Source organism: Nocardia sp. NPDC051756, from assembly GCF_040681495.1.
Taxonomy (GTDB): domain Bacteria; phylum Actinomycetota; class Actinomycetes; order Mycobacteriales; family Mycobacteriaceae; genus Nocardia.
Genome location: NZ_JBFAYV010000012.1, coordinates 177,058 through 194,796, shown reverse-complemented (window position 1 = coordinate 194,796; position 17,739 = coordinate 177,058). Strand labels below are relative to the sequence as shown.

The 17,739-nt window shown below is 67.1% G+C and carries 16 protein-coding genes; 4 read left to right on the top strand and 12 right to left on the bottom strand.

Annotated elements, in window-relative coordinates:
• Window positions 1–506 precede the first annotated feature (506 nt).
• From tyrS to AB0M22_RS39570, 8 genes are all read right to left on the bottom strand, one after another.
• Window positions 507–1,784 (bottom strand): tyrosine--tRNA ligase, encoded by a 1,278-nt coding sequence (gene tyrS / locus AB0M22_RS39605; protein ID WP_364737874.1) that lies wholly within the window; start codon window positions 1,782–1,784, stop codon window positions 507–509.
• An 82-nt stretch (window positions 1,785–1,866) separates the two neighbouring features.
• Window positions 1,867–2,031, bottom strand: a complete 165-nt coding sequence (locus AB0M22_RS39600) for a hypothetical protein (RefSeq protein WP_364737872.1) — start codon at window positions 2,029–2,031, stop codon at window positions 1,867–1,869.
• A gap of 267 nt (window positions 2,032–2,298) precedes the next feature.
• Window positions 2,299–2,715 carry a DoxX family protein gene (locus AB0M22_RS39595; protein ID WP_364737870.1) on the bottom strand — a complete coding sequence of 139 codons (417 nt, stop codon included), beginning with the start codon at window positions 2,713–2,715 and terminating at the stop codon, window positions 2,299–2,301.
• A 97-nt stretch (window positions 2,716–2,812) separates the two neighbouring features.
• Entirely contained in the window at window positions 2,813–3,439 is a 627-nt protein-coding gene (locus AB0M22_RS39590; protein ID WP_364737868.1) for a DNA-3-methyladenine glycosylase, read from the bottom strand.
• A 15-nt stretch (window positions 3,440–3,454) separates the two neighbouring features.
• Window positions 3,455–3,736, bottom strand: coding sequence for a DUF3761 domain-containing protein (locus AB0M22_RS39585; protein ID WP_364737866.1), 282 nt, complete (start codon window positions 3,734–3,736; stop codon window positions 3,455–3,457).
• A gap of 78 nt (window positions 3,737–3,814) precedes the next feature.
• Window positions 3,815–4,963 carry a low temperature requirement protein A gene (locus tag AB0M22_RS39580; RefSeq protein WP_364737864.1) on the bottom strand — a complete coding sequence of 383 codons (1,149 nt, stop codon included), beginning with the start codon at window positions 4,961–4,963 and terminating at the stop codon, window positions 3,815–3,817.
• Between the two features lie 57 nt (window positions 4,964–5,020).
• Window positions 5,021–5,905, bottom strand: coding sequence for an RNA polymerase sigma-70 factor (locus tag AB0M22_RS39575; protein WP_364737862.1), 885 nt, complete (start codon window positions 5,903–5,905; stop codon window positions 5,021–5,023).
• A 4-nt stretch (window positions 5,906–5,909) separates the two neighbouring features.
• Window positions 5,910–7,109, bottom strand: a complete 1,200-nt coding sequence (locus tag AB0M22_RS39570; RefSeq protein WP_364737860.1) for an FAD-dependent oxidoreductase — start codon at window positions 7,107–7,109, stop codon at window positions 5,910–5,912.
• Window positions 7,110–7,332: 223 nt separating this feature from the next.
• Here AB0M22_RS39570 and AB0M22_RS39565 point away from each other — a divergent pair, with 223 nt between their 5' ends.
• From AB0M22_RS39565 to AB0M22_RS39550, 4 genes are all read left to right on the top strand, one after another.
• Complete coding sequence (locus AB0M22_RS39565; protein WP_364737857.1) at window positions 7,333–8,856, top strand: multicopper oxidase domain-containing protein; 1,524 nt, start codon at window positions 7,333–7,335, stop codon at window positions 8,854–8,856.
• Between the two features lie 100 nt (window positions 8,857–8,956).
• Window positions 8,957–9,688, top strand: coding sequence for an ABC transporter ATP-binding protein (locus tag AB0M22_RS39560; protein ID WP_364737855.1), 732 nt, complete (start codon window positions 8,957–8,959; stop codon window positions 9,686–9,688).
• 52 nt (window positions 9,689–9,740) lie between these two features.
• Window positions 9,741–10,535, top strand: a complete 795-nt coding sequence (locus tag AB0M22_RS39555) for an ABC transporter permease (protein WP_364737852.1) — start codon at window positions 9,741–9,743, stop codon at window positions 10,533–10,535.
• A complete protein-coding gene (locus tag AB0M22_RS39550) occupies window positions 10,532–11,173 on the top strand; it encodes a TetR family transcriptional regulator (RefSeq protein WP_364737849.1) in 642 nt (213 codons plus the stop codon). Before AB0M22_RS39555 ends, AB0M22_RS39550 begins: the two co-directional genes overlap by 4 nt.
• 336 nt (window positions 11,174–11,509) lie before the next feature.
• Here AB0M22_RS39550 and AB0M22_RS39545 read toward each other — a convergent pair whose 3' ends face one another.
• The 4 genes from AB0M22_RS39545 to AB0M22_RS39530 form a co-directional block, all read right to left on the bottom strand.
• The gene (locus tag AB0M22_RS39545; RefSeq protein WP_364737847.1) at window positions 11,510–11,737 is read right to left on the bottom strand and encodes a Trm112 family protein; all 228 of its coding nucleotides are present in this window, start codon (window positions 11,735–11,737) and stop codon (window positions 11,510–11,512) included.
• Window positions 11,738–11,746: 9 nt separating this feature from the next.
• Entirely contained in the window at window positions 11,747–12,157 is a 411-nt protein-coding gene (locus AB0M22_RS39540; protein WP_364737845.1) for a GtrA family protein, read from the bottom strand.
• Between the two features lie 992 nt (window positions 12,158–13,149).
• On the bottom strand, window positions 13,150–15,390 hold the full coding sequence (locus AB0M22_RS39535; protein WP_364737895.1) for a hypothetical protein: 2,241 nt from the start codon (window positions 15,388–15,390) through the stop codon (window positions 13,150–13,152).
• Between the two features lie 15 nt (window positions 15,391–15,405).
• The gene (locus AB0M22_RS39530; RefSeq protein ID WP_364737892.1) at window positions 15,406–17,520 is read right to left on the bottom strand and encodes a hypothetical protein; all 2,115 of its coding nucleotides are present in this window, start codon (window positions 17,518–17,520) and stop codon (window positions 15,406–15,408) included.
• Between the last annotated feature and the right edge of the window lie 219 nt (window positions 17,521–17,739).

Here is a 17,739-nt window from a genome sequence, read left to right as displayed (position 1 = left end):
GAAGAATAACTAGAGTCCGAAAACCTAGCAAAACAAAACGCCAGCAAAAAGATTTGCTGACTAAATGTCCAACCTCTCAACCGGGGGGTATGAGAAGCCGGAACCAATTAAATAATTGGCACTGACATTCATCGACACACTATTGAGTTCTCAAAGAACACACGCACACACTTCACCCCCGGCGCTAACCGGTTCGTCCGTGAGGCAACTGTTCCAGCCTAAACGGCATCTCTCGCAGAGTCAAGTCCGCGTGATCACCTTAGGTTTCTAGCTGATGGCCAGGCGCTCTCGTACTACCTCGTTTCCCGGTCCATCCGCTCAGCGTTCCCGCTGGGCTTCTCGGCTCCGGGTCGGTGTCCGTGTCGCTCTGACTCGAACTAAGTTACGCGGCGGATAACGCAGAGTCAAATCCACTGCTCGTGCCGGTGTTTCCCCAGGTCAACGCCCTGGTGCCGACCTGATCGGGGGCTTGAATCACACGGATGTGATTCAAGCCACCGCGATCTTCATGCACCTGCCCGCAGTACCCCCGCGAGGTTCTTCTTTCCACGCCGCAGCACCAGCCAGCGCCCATGCAGGTAGTCGCCGTCGGCGGGGGTCCATTCCAGATCCGAGACCCGCTCGTTGTTCACCGAGGCGCCGCCCTCGTTCACCGCCCGCCGGGCTGCCCCGCGACTCTCGCTCAGCCCGGTGGCGACGAGCAGATCGACGATCGTGCTCGGCTCCCCCGCACCCAGCTCGGCCACCGCGGCCTCCCGCAGCGCCGCACCCAGCGTCGGCTCGTCCAGGTCACGCAGCTCGCCGCGCCCGAACAACGCCTGACTCGCCAACTGCACCGCACTCGTGTTCGCCTCGCCGTGCACCAGCGTGGTCATCTCCGCCGCGAGCTTGCGCTGCGCTTCCCGCGCGTGCGGCCGCTCGGTCGTGGCCTGTTCGAGCTCGGCCAGTTCCTCCCGCGACAAGAAGGTGAACCAGCGCAGGTACCGCATGACATCGGCATCGGCGGTGTTCACGAAGTACTGGTACCAGGCGTACGGGCTGGTCATCTCCGGATCGAGCCACAGGCTGCCGCCGCCGGTCGACTTGCCGAACTTCTTGCCGTCGGCCGAGGTGACCAGCGGAACGGTGAGCGCGTGCACGGACGCGCCGTCGACCCGCCGGTTCAGCTCGACGCCGGCGATGATGTTGCCCCACTGATCGGAGCCGCCGACCTGCAATGTGCAGTCGTACTGCCGCCGCAGCTGCAAGTAGTCGTTCGCCTGCAACAGCATGTAGCTGAACTCGGTGTAGGAGATGCCCTCGCCGTCGAGCCTGCGCTTGATGGTGTCGCGGGCCAGCATGACGTTCACCGAGAAGTGCTTGCCGATGTCGCGCAGGAAGTCGACGGTGGACAGTTGCGCGGTCCAGTCCATGTTGTTCGCGATCACCGCGCCGGTGGTCGGGTCGTCCAGGTCGACGAAGCGTTGCAGCTGCGAACGGATGCGGCCGGCCCACTCCTGCACGGTGTCGGTCGAGTTCATCGTGCGCTCGCCGACATCGCGCGGGTCGCCGATGAGTCCGGTGGCGCCGCCGGCCAGCACGATCGGCCGATTGCCCGCGCGCTGGAACCGCTTCAGCGCGAGCAACGGAACCAGGTGGCCGGCGTGCAGGCTGGGCCCGGTGGGATCGAAACCGGCATAGACGGTCAACCGTCCCGCGTCCAGGGCCGCACGCAGCGCGTCCAGGTCGGTGGATTGCGCGATCAGTCCGCGCCAGGTCAATTCGTCGATGATGTCGCCGCTCACGGTGTCCCATCTTTCCGCACGGGTAGTAGGTGGTTGGACTGCACCTCAGTGTGTCGAGGTCCGCCGCCCCGGGTCGAGCGAATTACCCGCCCACAACGAACCTCCGGCGCCGGGCGAGCTGACCGGCTGGGGTCGCGAGGGTGCCCGAGGTCGCGGGATGCGCGAGCAGCGTCACGCGGAGTCCGTGTGCCATCGCGGTCACGGCATCGGTCCACGGCCGATCGCCCGCGGGCAGCAACTCCGCCATCGATTGCTCCCCGCCGGGTCCGCACGCTGCCCGGGCACGAGATGGCAGCGTCGCCGCGCCGAGCCGGCCGACCCGCCTGGATGGCGCGCATCGCCCCGATCGAGGAACGCCGCTACGAACGCATCCGGCACCTGGTGGGCGAACCGACCTTGAACGCCGTGTACCGGATGATCGCGGAAGATGCTCTCTCCCAAGCGATTACGGAACGACCCCGCAACCCAGCAGAACGATCGACGGACCGAGGTCCGCCGATCGTCCGCGAATCGTTCAGCGAGACAGCGCGCCCCGCAGCGCGATGATGGTGTCGCGCCGCTCGTAGGCGATCCAGGCGAACACCACGGCCAGCACCAGCGGGAAGGGCGCGAGGGCGGGCGCGTCCAGCAGGAACGCCTGGGTCGCGGCGGCCAGCACCATGGTGATCGACAGCCCGGCCGCGGCCAGCCCGCTGAGCCGCGGCACCAGCAGGCCGATGCCGCCGGAGAGTTCGACGATGCCGGTGAGGTAGCGGAACCAGTCGCCCCAGCCGATGTCGTCGAAGGACTGCACGGCGTCTTCCTGGCCGAACAGCTTCGGCAGCGCGGAGGCGATGATGAAGAACAGGCCGAGCAGGATCTGCAAGGTCCAGAGCACGCGGTTCAGCGTCTTGCCGGGGCGAGCGGTGGGGGCGGCGGGCACGGCGGTCATGATGTCTTCCTTCAGGTCGGTCACGCTGGGCGTTAGCGCGTTCACCTGATAGGACGTGGTCCCCCGCAAAAACTCATCGCCGGTCGCCGAAGAATTTTCAGGACGCCTCGGCGCGCGGCGCACGCGGACTGCGCCGGTAGGTCGACACCGCCGGCGAGGACGGTAGCCAGAACCGCCAGGCCAGATCCGCCGCGGTGCTCACGCCGACGCGCGGACCGCTGGCGATCTGCTTCGCGGGAACAGCCTTGCCGAGTTCCAGCCGGATCGCCGAGTTCGCGTCGAACAGCGGAGTTCCGTAGTCGCTCAAGGTGATTCCCAGCGCACTACCGAGATTGCCCGGCCCCCTGGCCAAGTCGGCATCGGAACGAGCGGCAGCCCGCCGAGCTCGCGCCTCGTCCGCTCCGGCGATCACCTCACCGGACCTGATCAACGCGGCGCTGGCGATCCCGTCCGGCCCGCTGGTCACATTGATACAGGTGTGCATCCCGTAGCTGAGGTACACGTACAGCACCCCCGCCGGCCCGAACATCACCGTGTTCCGTTTGGTCCGCCCGCGCCCGGAGTGCGACGCGGGATCCGGCCACGGCCCGGCGGGATCACCCCCGTACGCCTCGACCTCGACGATCCGCACGCCGACCGCCCCGGACCAGAGGGTGGCCCCCAGCAGTCGGCGGGCGGCGACGGGCGGTTCGACGGCTAGTTCATCGGCACACACAGCCGCCATTGTCCAAGACGACGGCTACGGCAGATCGACCAGCCACTGCTCGACTCCCTTGTGCCCCGAGCAGGTGCCTTTGCGGGTCAGGCTGGAGCTGTAGGTGCCGTCCTTGCACTTCGCGGTCGCCCCATCCGGCGGGGTCGCGGCCTGTTGCGGGCGCGGCACACACTTCTTGTCGATGTTCTCGTACTGACTCGCCGGGCACCCCGCGTGCAGCACCGGCGTCGCCGCCGCGGGTGCGGACAGCAGGGCGCCGATGCCGGCGATGGCCGCGAACAGCCCGAGCAGAGGTTTCGTTCTCATTGCGAAATTCCTTGCGACAGAATGATATTCGCAACAACTTAGCGCGGGCGCAGGACGGTCCGGTATCGGTCACATGATCTACACGTAGGAGCTGTGCTGACCGCTGCGCAGGGTGATCAGGTCATCGATGATGACCGCGGCATAACCCACCGCGACCAGCGCCGCCAGCTGCCCCCACGACACCCACACCACCCCGATCGGCGTGGTCGCGGCGACCGCGGCGGCGGCGATCAGCCGGCTCCACGCCCGCGGCAACCGCAGCGCCCGGCGGAAGAAGAACTGGCCGAGGAAATACAGCGCGACCCCACCGGACAACGCGGCCGCGGTCGCGACGGACGCGGGTTCATTGCCGTGCGCGATGCTCATCTGAATGCCCGCCGCCGTCACGATGATGCCGACGAGCAGGACGTACAGCGAATATCCGTACCCGAGCACGGCAGGCCGGGACCGCTCCCGCTCCGGCACCGCCGCGAGCGCGTGTTCGCCGCGCTCGTCATCGATGCCGAAGTACGCCCACCACAGCACGTAGGCGAGGCACAGCCCCAGCGCCACGTTCGCGATGAGCGGCACCGTGATCTCCTCCCCCGCCAGCCCCACGCCGATCGCGACGATCGACTCGCCGATCGCGACGATGATCACCAGCCCGTGCCGCTCACAGAAATGGCTGGCCCGGATCCGGAAGTCGCCGGTATCGACCAGGTAGGGGCTCACCACCTGCACCGCGAGCGCCGCACCCCACAGCGCGTACTGATGCCAGCCGTGCACGAATCCACCGGCCAGCACCAACCCGGCGGCGAGGGTATTGAGCGGCGCGATCCGCTTGATCGCGAGGACGGCGGACTCACCGCCGTTGCTGTAGAACAGCGCCGTGTGCACCGCGGTGATCACGAAGTAGCCGACGCCGAAGGCCACGCCGGTGCCGTGGAAGGCGTCCGGAATGGCCAGTGACACCACGAAGAAGCCGAACATGCCGATCAGCAGCCAGGTGCGCCGGGCCGAACTGCTCGGCGCGACCTCGTTGGTGAGGAAGACGAATCCGCTGTACATCCACCAGATCACGCCGAACAGCAGCGCCACCTGACCCAGCGCCTGCCAGCCGGGGTGATGGGTGAAGACATGGGTGAGCTGGGTGATGGTGAAGACGAACACCAGATCGAAAAACAGTTCCAGCGTCGAAGCCCGCAGCTGTCCCCCGTCTGCGGACGGGGTCGCGTTCTCGTTGGTCACCGCAGGAGCCTAAATCGGACACGCCGTCCACGCCCGGTGGAGGGTGGGCGCGTCGCGTCAGCCGAGCGGTTCGATATAGAGCCCCTTGAGCTTGCCTGGGTTCACCTGGAACCGCAGATTCTGGATGCGGCCGTCGACGATGTCGTAGGTGAACGCGCCGCCCGGATTCCCGCCCAGGCAGGCGAGCGTGCCGAGTTCGCCGTTGATGTAGGCGGATTCGAGTTCGAAGCCCGCGGACACCGGCTTGGCGAACACGCCGAGCAGCCAGCGGGCCACGTGATCCGGGCCGTGCAGCGGGCGGCGCGCGGCCGTGACCACGCCGCCGCCGTCGTTCCACAGGGTGACGTCGGGGGCGAGCAGATCCATCAGCGCGTTGAGGTCGCCGCCGGCGCAGGCGGCCATGAACTGGGCGGTGATGTGGTCGCGTTCGGCTTTGTCGGTGTCGAAGCGCGGGCGGCGGGCCTGCACGTGGGTGCGGGCGCGGTGCGCGATCTGCCGGATGGTCGGTTCGGGGCGGTCCAGGGTGTCGGCGATCTCGGCGTGCGTGTAGCCGAACACCTCGCGCAGCAGGAAGACGGCGCGTTCGACGGGGCTCAGGGTTTCCAGCACGACCAGCATCGCGGTGGAGACGGTGTCGGCCAATTCGGTCTCCTCGGCGATGTTCGGGGTGGTGAGCAGTGGTTCGGGAAGCCAAGGGCCGACGTAGTTTTCGCGGGTGGCCCGGGCGGAGGTGAGCCGATTCAGGGACAGATTGGTGACGGTGCGGACCAGGTAGGACTTCGGGTGCCGCACCGTCGTGTGATCGGTGTCGTGCCATTTGAGCCAGGTGTCCTGGAGGATGTCCTCCGCGTCGGTGACGGTGCCCAGCATCCGGTACGCGGTGGCGAACAGGAGGCGCCGGTGTTCGAGGAAGGGATCCGGCTGGGCAGTGACGTCGACCATCTGGTCATGCTCCCAAATCGGTTTCCGGTCGAACAACGCAGGTCAGGGCCGGACGGCCGACCTTCAGCTTGATCGGGACGTTCATCCGGCGGCTGAACCGGAAGACCGGGACGGGGCTGGCGCTGACCGACTCCTTGTACGCGGCCGCCATCCGACCGGTCAGGTAGAACCGGCCGGGTGTGTCGTCCGACTTGGTGAACTGGATGACGCCGTCGCGGCGGCCGAGGCTGACCGGCTGGTGGAAGTAGCCGAAGCGGAAGGGGCGCACCGCCTTTCCACGCAGGCGCCGGGCGATGGCGTCGGCGGTGTACGCGGCAGTCGGCAGGCCGCTCTGACAGGTGCCGTGGATCTGGCCCCACGGCATGCGCACCGCGGCCGCGTCGCCGATCGCGTGGATGTTCGGGTGCGAGAGCGAGCGCAGCGTCTCGTCGACCACGATCAGCCCGCGGGCGTCGGTCTGGATGCCCGCGCGGGCGGCCAGTGGTGAGACGCGGACGCCCGCGGTCCAGAGGGTCAGGTCGGCGGGAACCAATGTGCCGTTGGCCAATTCGACCGCGTCGGGCAGGACCTTGGTGACGGCCTGGCCGGTTTCGCGGTTGACGCCGAGGCGGTCCAGGGTCCGGTGCAGGTAGGCGCGGGCCTTGTCGCCCATCATCGCGCCGGGTTCGCCGGTGCTGATCAGCGTGACGCGCAAACCCGGGTGACCGTCGGCGATTTCGGCCGCGGCCTCGATGCCGGTCAGGCCGCCGCCGCAGATAGCGACCGTACCGCCTTGGGCCGCAATGGCATTCAGTTGTCCGGCGAACAGGTGGGCGATGCGTGGGTCGTTGAGGGTCCAGGCGTGGTCGGCGACGCCGGGGACAAGGGTGGTGTCGGTGACGCTGCCGAGGGCGTAGACCAGTTCGTCGTAGGGCAGGGTGACCACGTCGTCGATGATCACCCGCTGGGCCTCCGGATCGATGGAAGTGGCCCAGCCCTGGACGAATTCGACGCCGGTGCCGGTCAGGATGTCGGCGATGCGGTGGTCGGCGAGTTCCTGGCCGGCGGCGATCTGGTGCATGCGCAGGCGTTCGGTGAAGCGCGGCGACGGGTTGACCAGCGTGATCCGGACGTTCAGCTTGCGGGTGCGGCGAGCCAGTCGCGCGGCGGTCAGCAGGCCGGTGTAGCCGGCGCCGAGGATGACGATCCGCTGTTCGGTGTTCATGGCGTTGCTCCGATGGTCCGGTCACCGGGGTTGGTGACGACCATGGGACAAACAACCCTCGGCAGACGTGACAGAGTGCTTATGTGACCTGAGTCACGTCTTCTGATCAGGCCTTATTCGGTCTTTCGGGCAACCCCACCCTGGTCCGGTTGTCTGGAAGTCAGGGGTGAATTAGGGACGCTCCCGGATGTGCTGCGGGGGCGGTGATTTCTACCGTCAGCGGATGGTTTCGGTTTCCCGGCCGCGCAGGTGGCGGCGGTTGTTTCTCGGTCTGGCCGCGTTCGTGGCGCTGCTCGCGCTCGCGATCGGTGGCGGCGTCACGCTGGTGTATGTGAATGCGGACGTATCCACGGTCGGCACTACCGAATTCAGCGATGAGCTTGCCATTCCCCCACTCGCAGAGGGACAAGTGCGACCGGACGGGACGCGCGAGTTCCAGCTCGATATGCGTTCGGGGCGAACGGAATTCAAGCCCGGGCAGGCGACCGAGACTTGGGGATTCAACGGCAGTTACCTCGGTCCGACCTTGCGGGCCCGGCGCGGGGAGAAGGTCGCGGTGACCGTCCGCAATCAACTGCCCGAGGCGTCGACGGTGCATTGGCACGGCATGCATGTGCCCGCGGCGATGGATGGTGGTCCGCACCAGATGGTTCCGGCGGGCGGTACCTGGAATCCGCAGTGGACCGTCGACCAGCCCGCCGCGACGCTCTGGTATCACCCGCATCCACACGGCGCGACCGAGCAGCATGTGCGGCGTGGGCTCGCCGGGATGTTCCTGCTCGACGACGAGGTGTCCGACGCGCTGCCGCTACCGAAGAACTACGGCGTCGACGATCTGCCGGTCATCGTCCAGGACGTGAAATTCAAAGGGGCAAAGCTCGATTCGGCGCGGGCGATCTTCCGGGACATCGGCTTTCTCGGTGATCAGACCATGGTCAACGGCACACTCACGCCGTACCGCAACGTCGGCGACGAGCTGGTCCGGCTGCGCCTGCTCAATGCCTCGACGGCGCGGATCTACACCTTCGGTTTCGCCGACGAGCGTCAGTTCTCGCTCATCGCGACCGACGGCGGACTGATGGAACGTCCGGTCGCACTGGATCGAGTGCAGCTGTCGCCCGGCGAGCGGGCCGAGATCATCGTGCGGGTGCGCCCAGGTGAGCGAACGGTGTTGCGCGGCAACAAACTCGACGCCGGGCTCGATTTCTGGGGACAGCGCTTCGCCGGCGGCGACGACACGTTCGACATTCTCGAACTGCGCGCCGCCGATACCTTGCGACCGTCACCGGAATTGCCTGCGGCACTTGCGCATCCGTCTACTCCGGACGGCTCGGACTCGGTGCAGGAACGCCGCTTCGATATCACTCTCGCCGGCATCAACGGCAAGCCGATGGCCATGGACCGGATCGATCTGACCGTCACCCGCGGCACAACCGAAACCTGGATCGTGCACAACAACGACGGCATGCCGCACAACTTCCACATCCACGACGTGCAGTTCCGCGTGCTGGCTCGCAACGACGGCCCACCCCCGGCCGAACTCACCGGCCCGAAAGACACCGTCTTCCTGCCGCCGAATGCCACGGTGAAGCTGGCCACGCGTTTCGACGGGCCCGCCGACCCGAACACGCCTTACATGTATCACTGCCACCTGCTGTGGCACGAGGACCAGGGCATGATGGGCCAGTTCGTGGTCGTCGAGCCGGGCAGCTCGGCCGGCGCTCCGCCCCAACACCACGGGCATTAGGCAGACACGCCGAAACCAGCCATTCAACCCTTGCCGTTGCGGCATACCCGCGCTAAATTCATCACACAGTGAATTCAACACTCGATGAATTGAGGCGACCATGTCGCAAAACACCTCATCACCTGCGGTCGAGGTGCAGAACCTGACGGTGCGGCGCGGCGGACGCGAAGTTCTGCACGACGTCTCGCTGACGATTCCGCGCGGTTCGATCACCGGCCTGCTCGGTCCGTCGGGCTGCGGCAAGACCACGCTGATGCGCAGCATCGTCGGCACCCAGATCGTCGAGTCCGGGGCGATCTCCGCGCTGGGCCGGCCCGCGGGGTCGGCGGAGCTGCGGCGGCGGATCGGTTACGTCACGCAGGCGCCGAGCATCTACGCCGATATCAGCGTGCACGAGAACGTCGCGTACTTCGCCGCGCTGTACGGGCGCGAGCGTGGCGCCACCGACGACGCGATCAACGCGGTCGGCCTGACCGAACACGCCTTTCAGCGCGGCGATCAGCTGTCCGGCGGGCAGAAGACTCGCGCCTCGTTGGCGTGTGCGTTGGTTGCCCAGCCCGAGTTGTTGATTCTCGACGAACCGACGGTCGGGCTGGATCCGGTACTGCGCGTCGATCTTTGGAAGCAGTTCCGCGAATTGGCCGCCAACGGAACCACTTTGATGGTGTCCAGCCACGTCATGGATGAGGCGGAGCATTGCGATCGGCTGCTGCTGATGCGCGACGGTCGCCTGCTCGCCCAGCTGAGCCCGGACGAATTGCGCGCCGAGACCGGCGAGCAGAATCTCGAACGCGCGTTCCTCTCGCTGATCACGAAGGCGCATGCCGCATGATCACCCTTCAGCACCGTTGCGCCACAACAGCACCGACTTCCAGGCAGGAACCATGACCGCCATCCTCGAGCCGCCGACCCGGCGGACGCCCACCCTTCGCCCGTATCTCGCGACGACCACCCGCATCCTGCGCCAACTCCGCAACGACCACCGCACCGTCGCGATGATCGTGGTGGTCCCCGCGCTGCTGATGACGTTGCTGTATTTCATCTACAAGGACACCCCGGCCAACCCGTTCAACCCGGTGTCGCTGTTCGACCGGGTCGGCATCAGCATGCTCGGCATCCTGCCGTTCATCGTGATGTTCCTGATCACCGCCATCGCCATGCAGCGCGAACGCACCTCGGGCACGCTGGAGCGGCTGCTCACCACGCCGCTGGCGAAACTCGATCTGCTCGGCGGTTACGGCACGGCGTTCTCGCTGGCCGCGGCGGCGCAGGCGGTGGTGGCGTGTCTGGTGTCGTTCGGTCTGCTCGGTCTCGACTCGGCCGGTAGTCCCGGCTGGGTGGTGCTGATCGCGGTGGTCGACGCGGTCTGCGGGGTCGCGCTGGGTCTGCTGGCAAGTGCGTTCGCGCGCACCGAGTTTCAAGCCGTGCAGTTCATGCCCGTGGTGGTGGCGCCGCAGATCTTCCTGTGCGGCTTGCTCGTTCCGCGCGGCGAGCTGCCCGGCTGGCTGGAGGCGATCAGCAATGTGCTGCCGTTGAGTTACGCCGTCGATGCGCTGCAACAGGTTTCGACGCATACGAACCCGACCGGCGCGATGTGGCGCGACCTGGCGGTGGTCGCCGGGTTCGCGATCGTCGCCCTGTGCCTCGGCGCGGCGACGCTACGGCGGCGCACTCCGTGACGGCGAACGGTTCCGATACCGGGGATCGCCCCGCCCGCTCCGGCCGCCGGCCCGGCCAGTCCGGCGCGCGCGAGGCGATCCTGGCCGCGGCCCGGGCGCGGTTCTCCGAGGTGGGTTTCGACAAGACGTCCATCCGCGCCGTGGCCTCGGACGCGGGCGTCGACCCCGCGCTGGTGCACCACTACTTCGGCACCAAACAGCAGTTGTTCGGCGCGGTCGTGCAACTGCCGGTCAATCCCGAACTCACCCTCTCGGTCGTCGACGCCGCCCCTCTCGACCGGCTCGGCGAAACCATCCTGCGCGCGGTCCTCGGCGTCTGGGACTCCCCCGCCGGCCCCGGCATCGTCGCGATGGTCCGCAGCATCATCGGCGGCGGCGACAACACCCTGGCCCGCGCGTTCATCCTGGAAGTCGTCATGGAACGCGTCCGCCAACGCATAGCCACCCCTGAAGACGACGGCCGCCTACGCGTATCCCTCCTCGGCTCCCAAATGATCGGCCTCCTGATGGCCCGCAAGGTAATCGGCATCGAACCCATGGCCTCAACCGAAGCCGAAACCCTCATAGCCGCCATAGCCCCCACCCTCCAGCGCTACCTCACCGGCGAGATCGATACTCCCCCAACACAACCCAACTGAGCTACGAACGCGGTCGATGCCGACCTGGTCGAGGATGCGGCCATTGCACTGAACAGGACATGGTCATGGCAAGAGCCGAAGCAGAGCGCCTCATCGAAGGGCCTCGACAGCCGCACACCTTCTTGCCTGCCGCACACCGACTCGCCGCGCCAACACGCGTGCGTATGTCAAAAGGTGTGCGGCCGTGGGCTCTAGCCTCGGGTGACCGGGGAGTCGTCGCGCTCATCGCCATCGGCGAGATCACGGGACTCCGCAGACGCATACCTTCTGATTGCCCGCACACCAACTTGCCGCGCTGACACGCGTGCGTATGTCAAAAGGTGTGCGGCGGTGGGTTCAGGCCTCGACCGGCTGCTCGATGAAGTCGTTGTGCTCTTCGTCGGAGACGTCGCGGGCCTCGTCGATGAGCAGCACGGGGATGCCGTTGTCGATGGGGTAGGCGCGGCGCAGGCGGGGGTTGTAGAGGACGGTGCCCTCGGTCGCGCGGACCAGCAGTAGTGGGCCCTTGTCCTGGGGGCAGGCCAGCAGGCTCAACAGCGTGGCGTCCAAGGTGTGCTCCGGCATGAGCAAAACCTACCCGACGGCGTGGTCCGGTTCGACCGGTGGTCGGCGCCGGAAGGAGATGTGCCGGTGGCCGAAGTAGCTGGCGACGGCGACCAGGGCCATCACCACGACCGCGGCAGGCTTGTCCGGGAAGTGCCAGACCGAGACGGCCAGCTCCAGCAGCGCCATATTCAGCAGCAGCCCACCGGAATTGACCGCGACGAACCGCAGAAAGTCGCGCAGCAGATGTCCGCGCACCCGGAACACCAGCGTCCGATGCAGCACGAACGCGATGACGATGCTGACCGCATAGGCGGCCGCCACCGCGACGGACGGCGGCACATTGTCGCCGAGCACCGCCAGCCAGACAATCGTCAGCCCGATCCCGAGCGCGGTATTGAACCCACCGACCGCGGCGAACGCAACCTCCTGCCGCTGCACGAGCCGCAACAGTGGTCCAGGCTTTGCCGGCTCGGTCGCATCGAGGTCGTGCGCAAGATCAACAGACCCCGCCGCCGAACGAGAAGCGTCAAGGTCACGGGCTGAACCAACCGATCCCGCCGCCGAACTCGAAGCATCGCCATCACAGGCTGAACCAACCGATCCCGCCACAGGACTCGAAGCACCGCGATCACCCTCGCGACCAACCGGTTCCGCCGCCGAGCGCAGAACATCAAGGTCGTGCGCTGATTCAATCGGTTCCGTCACCGGGGTCGAAGCATCAAGGTCCGCGCTGCGCACCCCCGACCCATCGGCATCGGCCAACGACCGCACGTCTCGCGTAACCGTCGGCGCAACCCCGTCCCCACCCGCGGACGCCGCACTTCGCTCACCGTTGAAACCCATCAGACGCCCACCTCCAGTCGCGCCAGGCACTCTATCGCCCCACCCAACCAGCCGATCGGCGGGCGCACCCAACCCACGCAAAAACCCACCCCACCCACACACCCCTCGGCCCGCAACCCAGCCCCCAGCCGCACCACTTCTGATTTCCCGCACCAGAATTCGCATGCAATTCCCGGTGCGAGAAATCAAAAGTAGTGCGGCAACGCGAGCCAGCCCCCCGCGCCCAGCAGGGCAGCTGCACGTGCCAGCTCCCCGCATCCAGCAAGATGGCTGCGCGAGTCAGCTCTGCATCATCAGGTTGGATGCCTCGTCAACAATGCACGCCCTCGATGCGGGCGACAGCATGTCCTGGACCCAGGACTACCCGCAGCCGCACACTTTCTGATTTCCCGCACCAGAAATCGCATGCCAATTCCGGTGCGGGGAATCAAGGGTGGTGCGGCTGGTTTGGTGTTTGCGTTCGCCGAGGCTTCAGTGTGCCGGGTTCGACCGACCTGACGATCGGGTCCGCCGGCCGGGCACCACCGGGTCGATTCGCGCGGTTTCGAGGCATCGCTGAATCAGGGGGTGGGTCGATTCACGCGACCTCAGCTCTTCGCGTCGACCAGGTCGGGTTGGGGGGTGGTGGGTTCGTCGGTGTCTTCCGGCGAGTCCAGGTCTTCGTCGCGTCGCCGACTCCGGAGGAACGCCCACTGGAGCGCGCCGACTCCGAGCAAGCCGAGCAGGATCGATGCCCCGCCGATCTTCCAACCGGGGGGACGCCAGGTCAGCTCCAGGTCGCCGTTCTTGGTGCCTGCCGGGATATCCAGTGCGACAAACGTTTTCGCTACTACCCTGATCGGGATATCCCGACCGTTGAGGGTTGCTCGGTACCCTGGCCAGCCGAGGCGGGCGAAGACGACCTGGCCGCCGTTGTCCGAATTCACTCGAACTCGGCTGTCCATATCCGATTCGGAGACGGACGTCGCCACCACACCCGACGTCGCCGCTACCCGCCCATTGCGGGTCGAGATCGGCCCGTTCACCCGCTCCAGCACGGAGATGTACTGCTCGTGGCCGGGGTAATCGACCCACTTCCACCCCTCGGGCGCGGGCAGGTTGCGTGCGTCGGGGTACATCGACCGCTGCAAGACCACCCGATCGACCTTCATCAGGTCGACGATCGTGCGCCCGGTGGTCGGCTCGACCTCGAACGCCCGCCGGAACGCATCGGGGCAGACACTGGTGTCCCACCGCATGCAGAGCATCTCGCCGAACCAGAAGTGCCCGTTCGGCGTGTACCCGCTGACGTAGGTCAGCTCCAGATCCTTGGCGTAGTTGCCGAACACGAGCGACCCGTAGGCCCCCTTCAGGTTCTTCTCCGCCGGCGGAATCGGCCCACGATCGGCGAGTTGCAGTGTGGTGCCGGGGAAGTCCGGGAACGCCGCCTTCATCTCCGACCGATTCTCCGGCAGATTCCAGCTCATCGGCGTCGGCTGCACGGCCCACACCTGCACATAGGCGATCGGGAACACCGCGACCAGCGTCAGCACGCAGGCCGCGACCATCCCCTTGGTCCGCGCGAGCCACACCACCGCGGCCCCGAGCGCGGCCACCGAAACCGCCGCGAGCACATGCCAACCCAGCTCCCGCGGCGCCGCGGAGAACGACCGCACGAACAGCAACCCGATCAGCACACCCGCCGCGACACCACGCCGCCGCCAGCCATCGAACGTCGCGTACCGCCCGAGCAACACACACACCAGCACCAGCAGCCCGAGCGCCACCATCGGCAACACCCGCGCCGGCCAACGCAGCGGCCCGATGGTCCCCGGCCCCGCGGTCCACATCAACCCCATGATCGCGACGAGCGCGATCGCGGTGAACTCGCGCCAGTTCTCCCGCGCCTTGTGCCAATCGATGAACGCCAGCGCCGGAATCAGGAACCACGCGATATAGACCACCGGCATCGGCTGCACATAACCCCACCAGGAGCTGTACGCGGGCAACGTGCTCGGCAGGCTGGCATTGAGCGATTCCGACCACGGCACGGTCAGGAACTGATCGTTGTTGATCTGCGCGGTCCCGCGCCAGGTCACCTTCGCGGACAGAATGCTCGGCAGGTACGTCGCCAGACCGGCCAGCGCCGCACACGCGGACACCGCGAGTAGCCACAGCGACGGCACCCACTTGCGTTGGTAGACAACCTCACCGACAGCAACCGCGCCGATCATCAGCCCGGCCTCGACCGCCGGGAAGATGTACTGCACCGAGATCGCCAGATACAGGAAAACGAACGTCGGAATCGGCCCACTGCGCCCCCGCGCATAACGAACACCCGACGCCCACGCATGCACCAACCACGCCGTCCCGACAAACGCGGTGTACCAACTCGCCTCGTCGAAGAACAACAACCACCCGGTGAACGGAATCGCAACGCCCGCAACCGCAGACCACGGCGCACTCGCCCCGTACTCCAGGCACACCCGGTACACACCGAGCCCGAGCACGATCGCGAAGAGCAGCTTGACGATGGTGGCGTAGAGCGCGACGTTGTCCACCGAAGGCGCGATCAGATCGATCAGCAGCTGCGGCGGATTGAGCAGACCCGCCTCTTCGATGGCGTAGTTGCCGGCCATCCAATGTTCGGGAACCATCGCCGGGAACTGCCCGTCCCGCAGGCGATTCCCGAGCATCACCCACAGCGGGGCGTACTGCGACTCGGTGTCGTCGGTGTAGAAATGCCGGACGTTGGCCAGCAGGACGGCACCGTATCCGGCCACCACGCCGAGCGCGGTTATGAGGCCCCACTTGTACACGTCCCGCCGGGCGAGGGCGCTGCTTTCCACCACGAGTTCCAGACCCTACAGGGCCTTCGCACGCCGCCGGGACCGCACGTACAGCCAGTGCAGCACGCCCGTGCCGACCACACCCGCCGCCAGCGCCGCGATGCCGATCTTCCAGCCCGGCGGACGCCAGGTCAGCACCAGTTCGGCGTTCTGTGTGCCGGCGGGGATATCCACGGCGACAAACGATTTGGCCACGGTGGTGATCGGAATCTGCTTGCCGTCGATAGTCACTCGATAGCCGGGCCAGCCGAGCCGGGCGAACACCACGCGGCCGCCGTTCGGCGAGCTGACCCGCACCCGGCTGGTGGTGTCGGTTTCGGCGATCGACGCCGCGGTCACGTTCTTCGCGGCCGCGACCCGACCGTTCACCGTGGAGATCGGCCCGTCGACCCGTTCCAGCACCGAGATGAACTGCTCGTGGCCGGGATAGTCGACCCACTTCCAGCCGTCGGGCGCGGGCTGGTTGCGCGCGTCCGGGAACAGCGCGCGCTGCAACACGATCCGGTCCAGCAGCATCAGATCGGCCAGGTTGCGCCCGGTGGTCGGCTCCGGGGTGAACATCCGCCGGAACGCGTCCGGGCAGACGCTGCTGTCCCAGCGCATGCAGAGCAGTTCACCGAAGTAGAAGTGCCCGGTCGGGGTGTAACCGTTGACGTAGGTCAGCTCCAGCGACTTGGCGTAGTTGCCGAAAACCAAGGAGCCGTACGCGCCGTCGAGGCTCTTGTCCCCCGGTTGGACCAGTCCGCGCTCGGCGAGTTGCAGTGTGGTGCCGGGGAAATCCGGGAACGCGGCCTTCGCGTCGGAACGGTTGGTCGGCAGGTTCCAGGTCATCGGCGTCGGCTGCGCGGCCTGCACCTGGAAGAACGCGATCGGGAACATCGCCACGATCACCAGCACGCACGCCGCGGCGATCCCCTTGACCCGATCCAGCCACAGCACCGCGGCGCCGAGCGCGCCGAGCGCGACCGCTGCGAGCACATGCCAGATCACGTCGTGCGGATCGGCGGAGAACGACCGCACCCACAGCAGCAGGATCAGCACGCCCGCCGCGATACCGCGGGTCTTCAGATCCTTGGTCGTCCCATAGCGCGCGAGCAGCACGCACACCAGCACCAGCAGCCCGATGGCCAGCATCGGCAGCACCCGGACCGGCCAGCGCAGCGGACCGATCGACCCCGGCCCGGCCGCCCACATCAGCATCACGACCGCGAAGAACGCGACCCCGGACAGTTCCCGCCAGCTCTCCTTCGCCCGTCGCCAATCGATGAACGCGAGCGCCGGAATCAGGAACCAGGCGATGTAGACCACCGGCATCGGCTGCACGTATCCCCACCAGGAGGTGAACGCGGGATGCGTGCTCGGCAGGCTGGCATTCAACGATTCCGACCACGGCACGGTCAGGAACTGATCGTTGATGATCTCCATGGTGCCGCGCCAGGTCACCTTCGCCGAGAGCATGCTCGGCAGGAAGGTCAGCAGACCCGCGAGCCCGGCACACCCGCCGACGATCGCCAGCCGCAGCACCGGCCACCACTGCCGCCGGTAGACGACCTCCCCCACCGCGACCGCGAGCAGCATCAGCGCCGCCTCGACCGCCGGGAAGATGTACTGCGTCGAGATGGTCAGATAGAGATAGACGAAGACCGGGATCGGCCCGCCCTGGCCGCGCGTGTAACGCACCGACGACGCCCACGCGTGCACCAGCCACGCGGTGCCGGTCAGCGCGGTCATCCAGCTGGCCTCGTCGAAGAACAGGAAGAAGCCGGACAGCGGGAACGCGACGCCCGCCACCGCGGACCACGCGGGCTTGCCGCCGTAGACGAGGCAGATCCGGTAGACGCCGAGCGCGGCGATGATCGCGAAGACCAGTTTGACCACGGTCGCGTAGAGCGCCATGTTGTCGACGGACGGCGCGATCAGATCGATCAGCAGCTGCGGCGGGTTGAACAGGCCCGCGTCGTCCATCGTGTTGTTGCCCGACATCCAGCGCTCGGGCACCAGCACCGGGAAGGTGCCCTCGCGCAGCGCGTGGCCGAGGCCGACCCACAATCCGGTGTACTGGGATTCGGTGTCGTCGGTGTAGAAGTGCCGAGCGTTGGCGAGCAGCACCGCGACGTAGCCGAGGACCACGCCGACGGCGGTGATCAGGCCCCAGAGGTAGACGTTGCGGCGGGCGGCGCGGTCGGGATCGTCCGGGGCGGCGACGACCGCGGCCTCGGCGGTTCCGGCCGGAACTTCTGCCTCGGCCGGGTCACCCCCTGTGACCTCGGCGGACCCTGGGCGCGTCACCCTCGACACTGCACTATCCGTCACGAGTTCCAAACCCTACACAGCAGTGTGGCGCTTGGC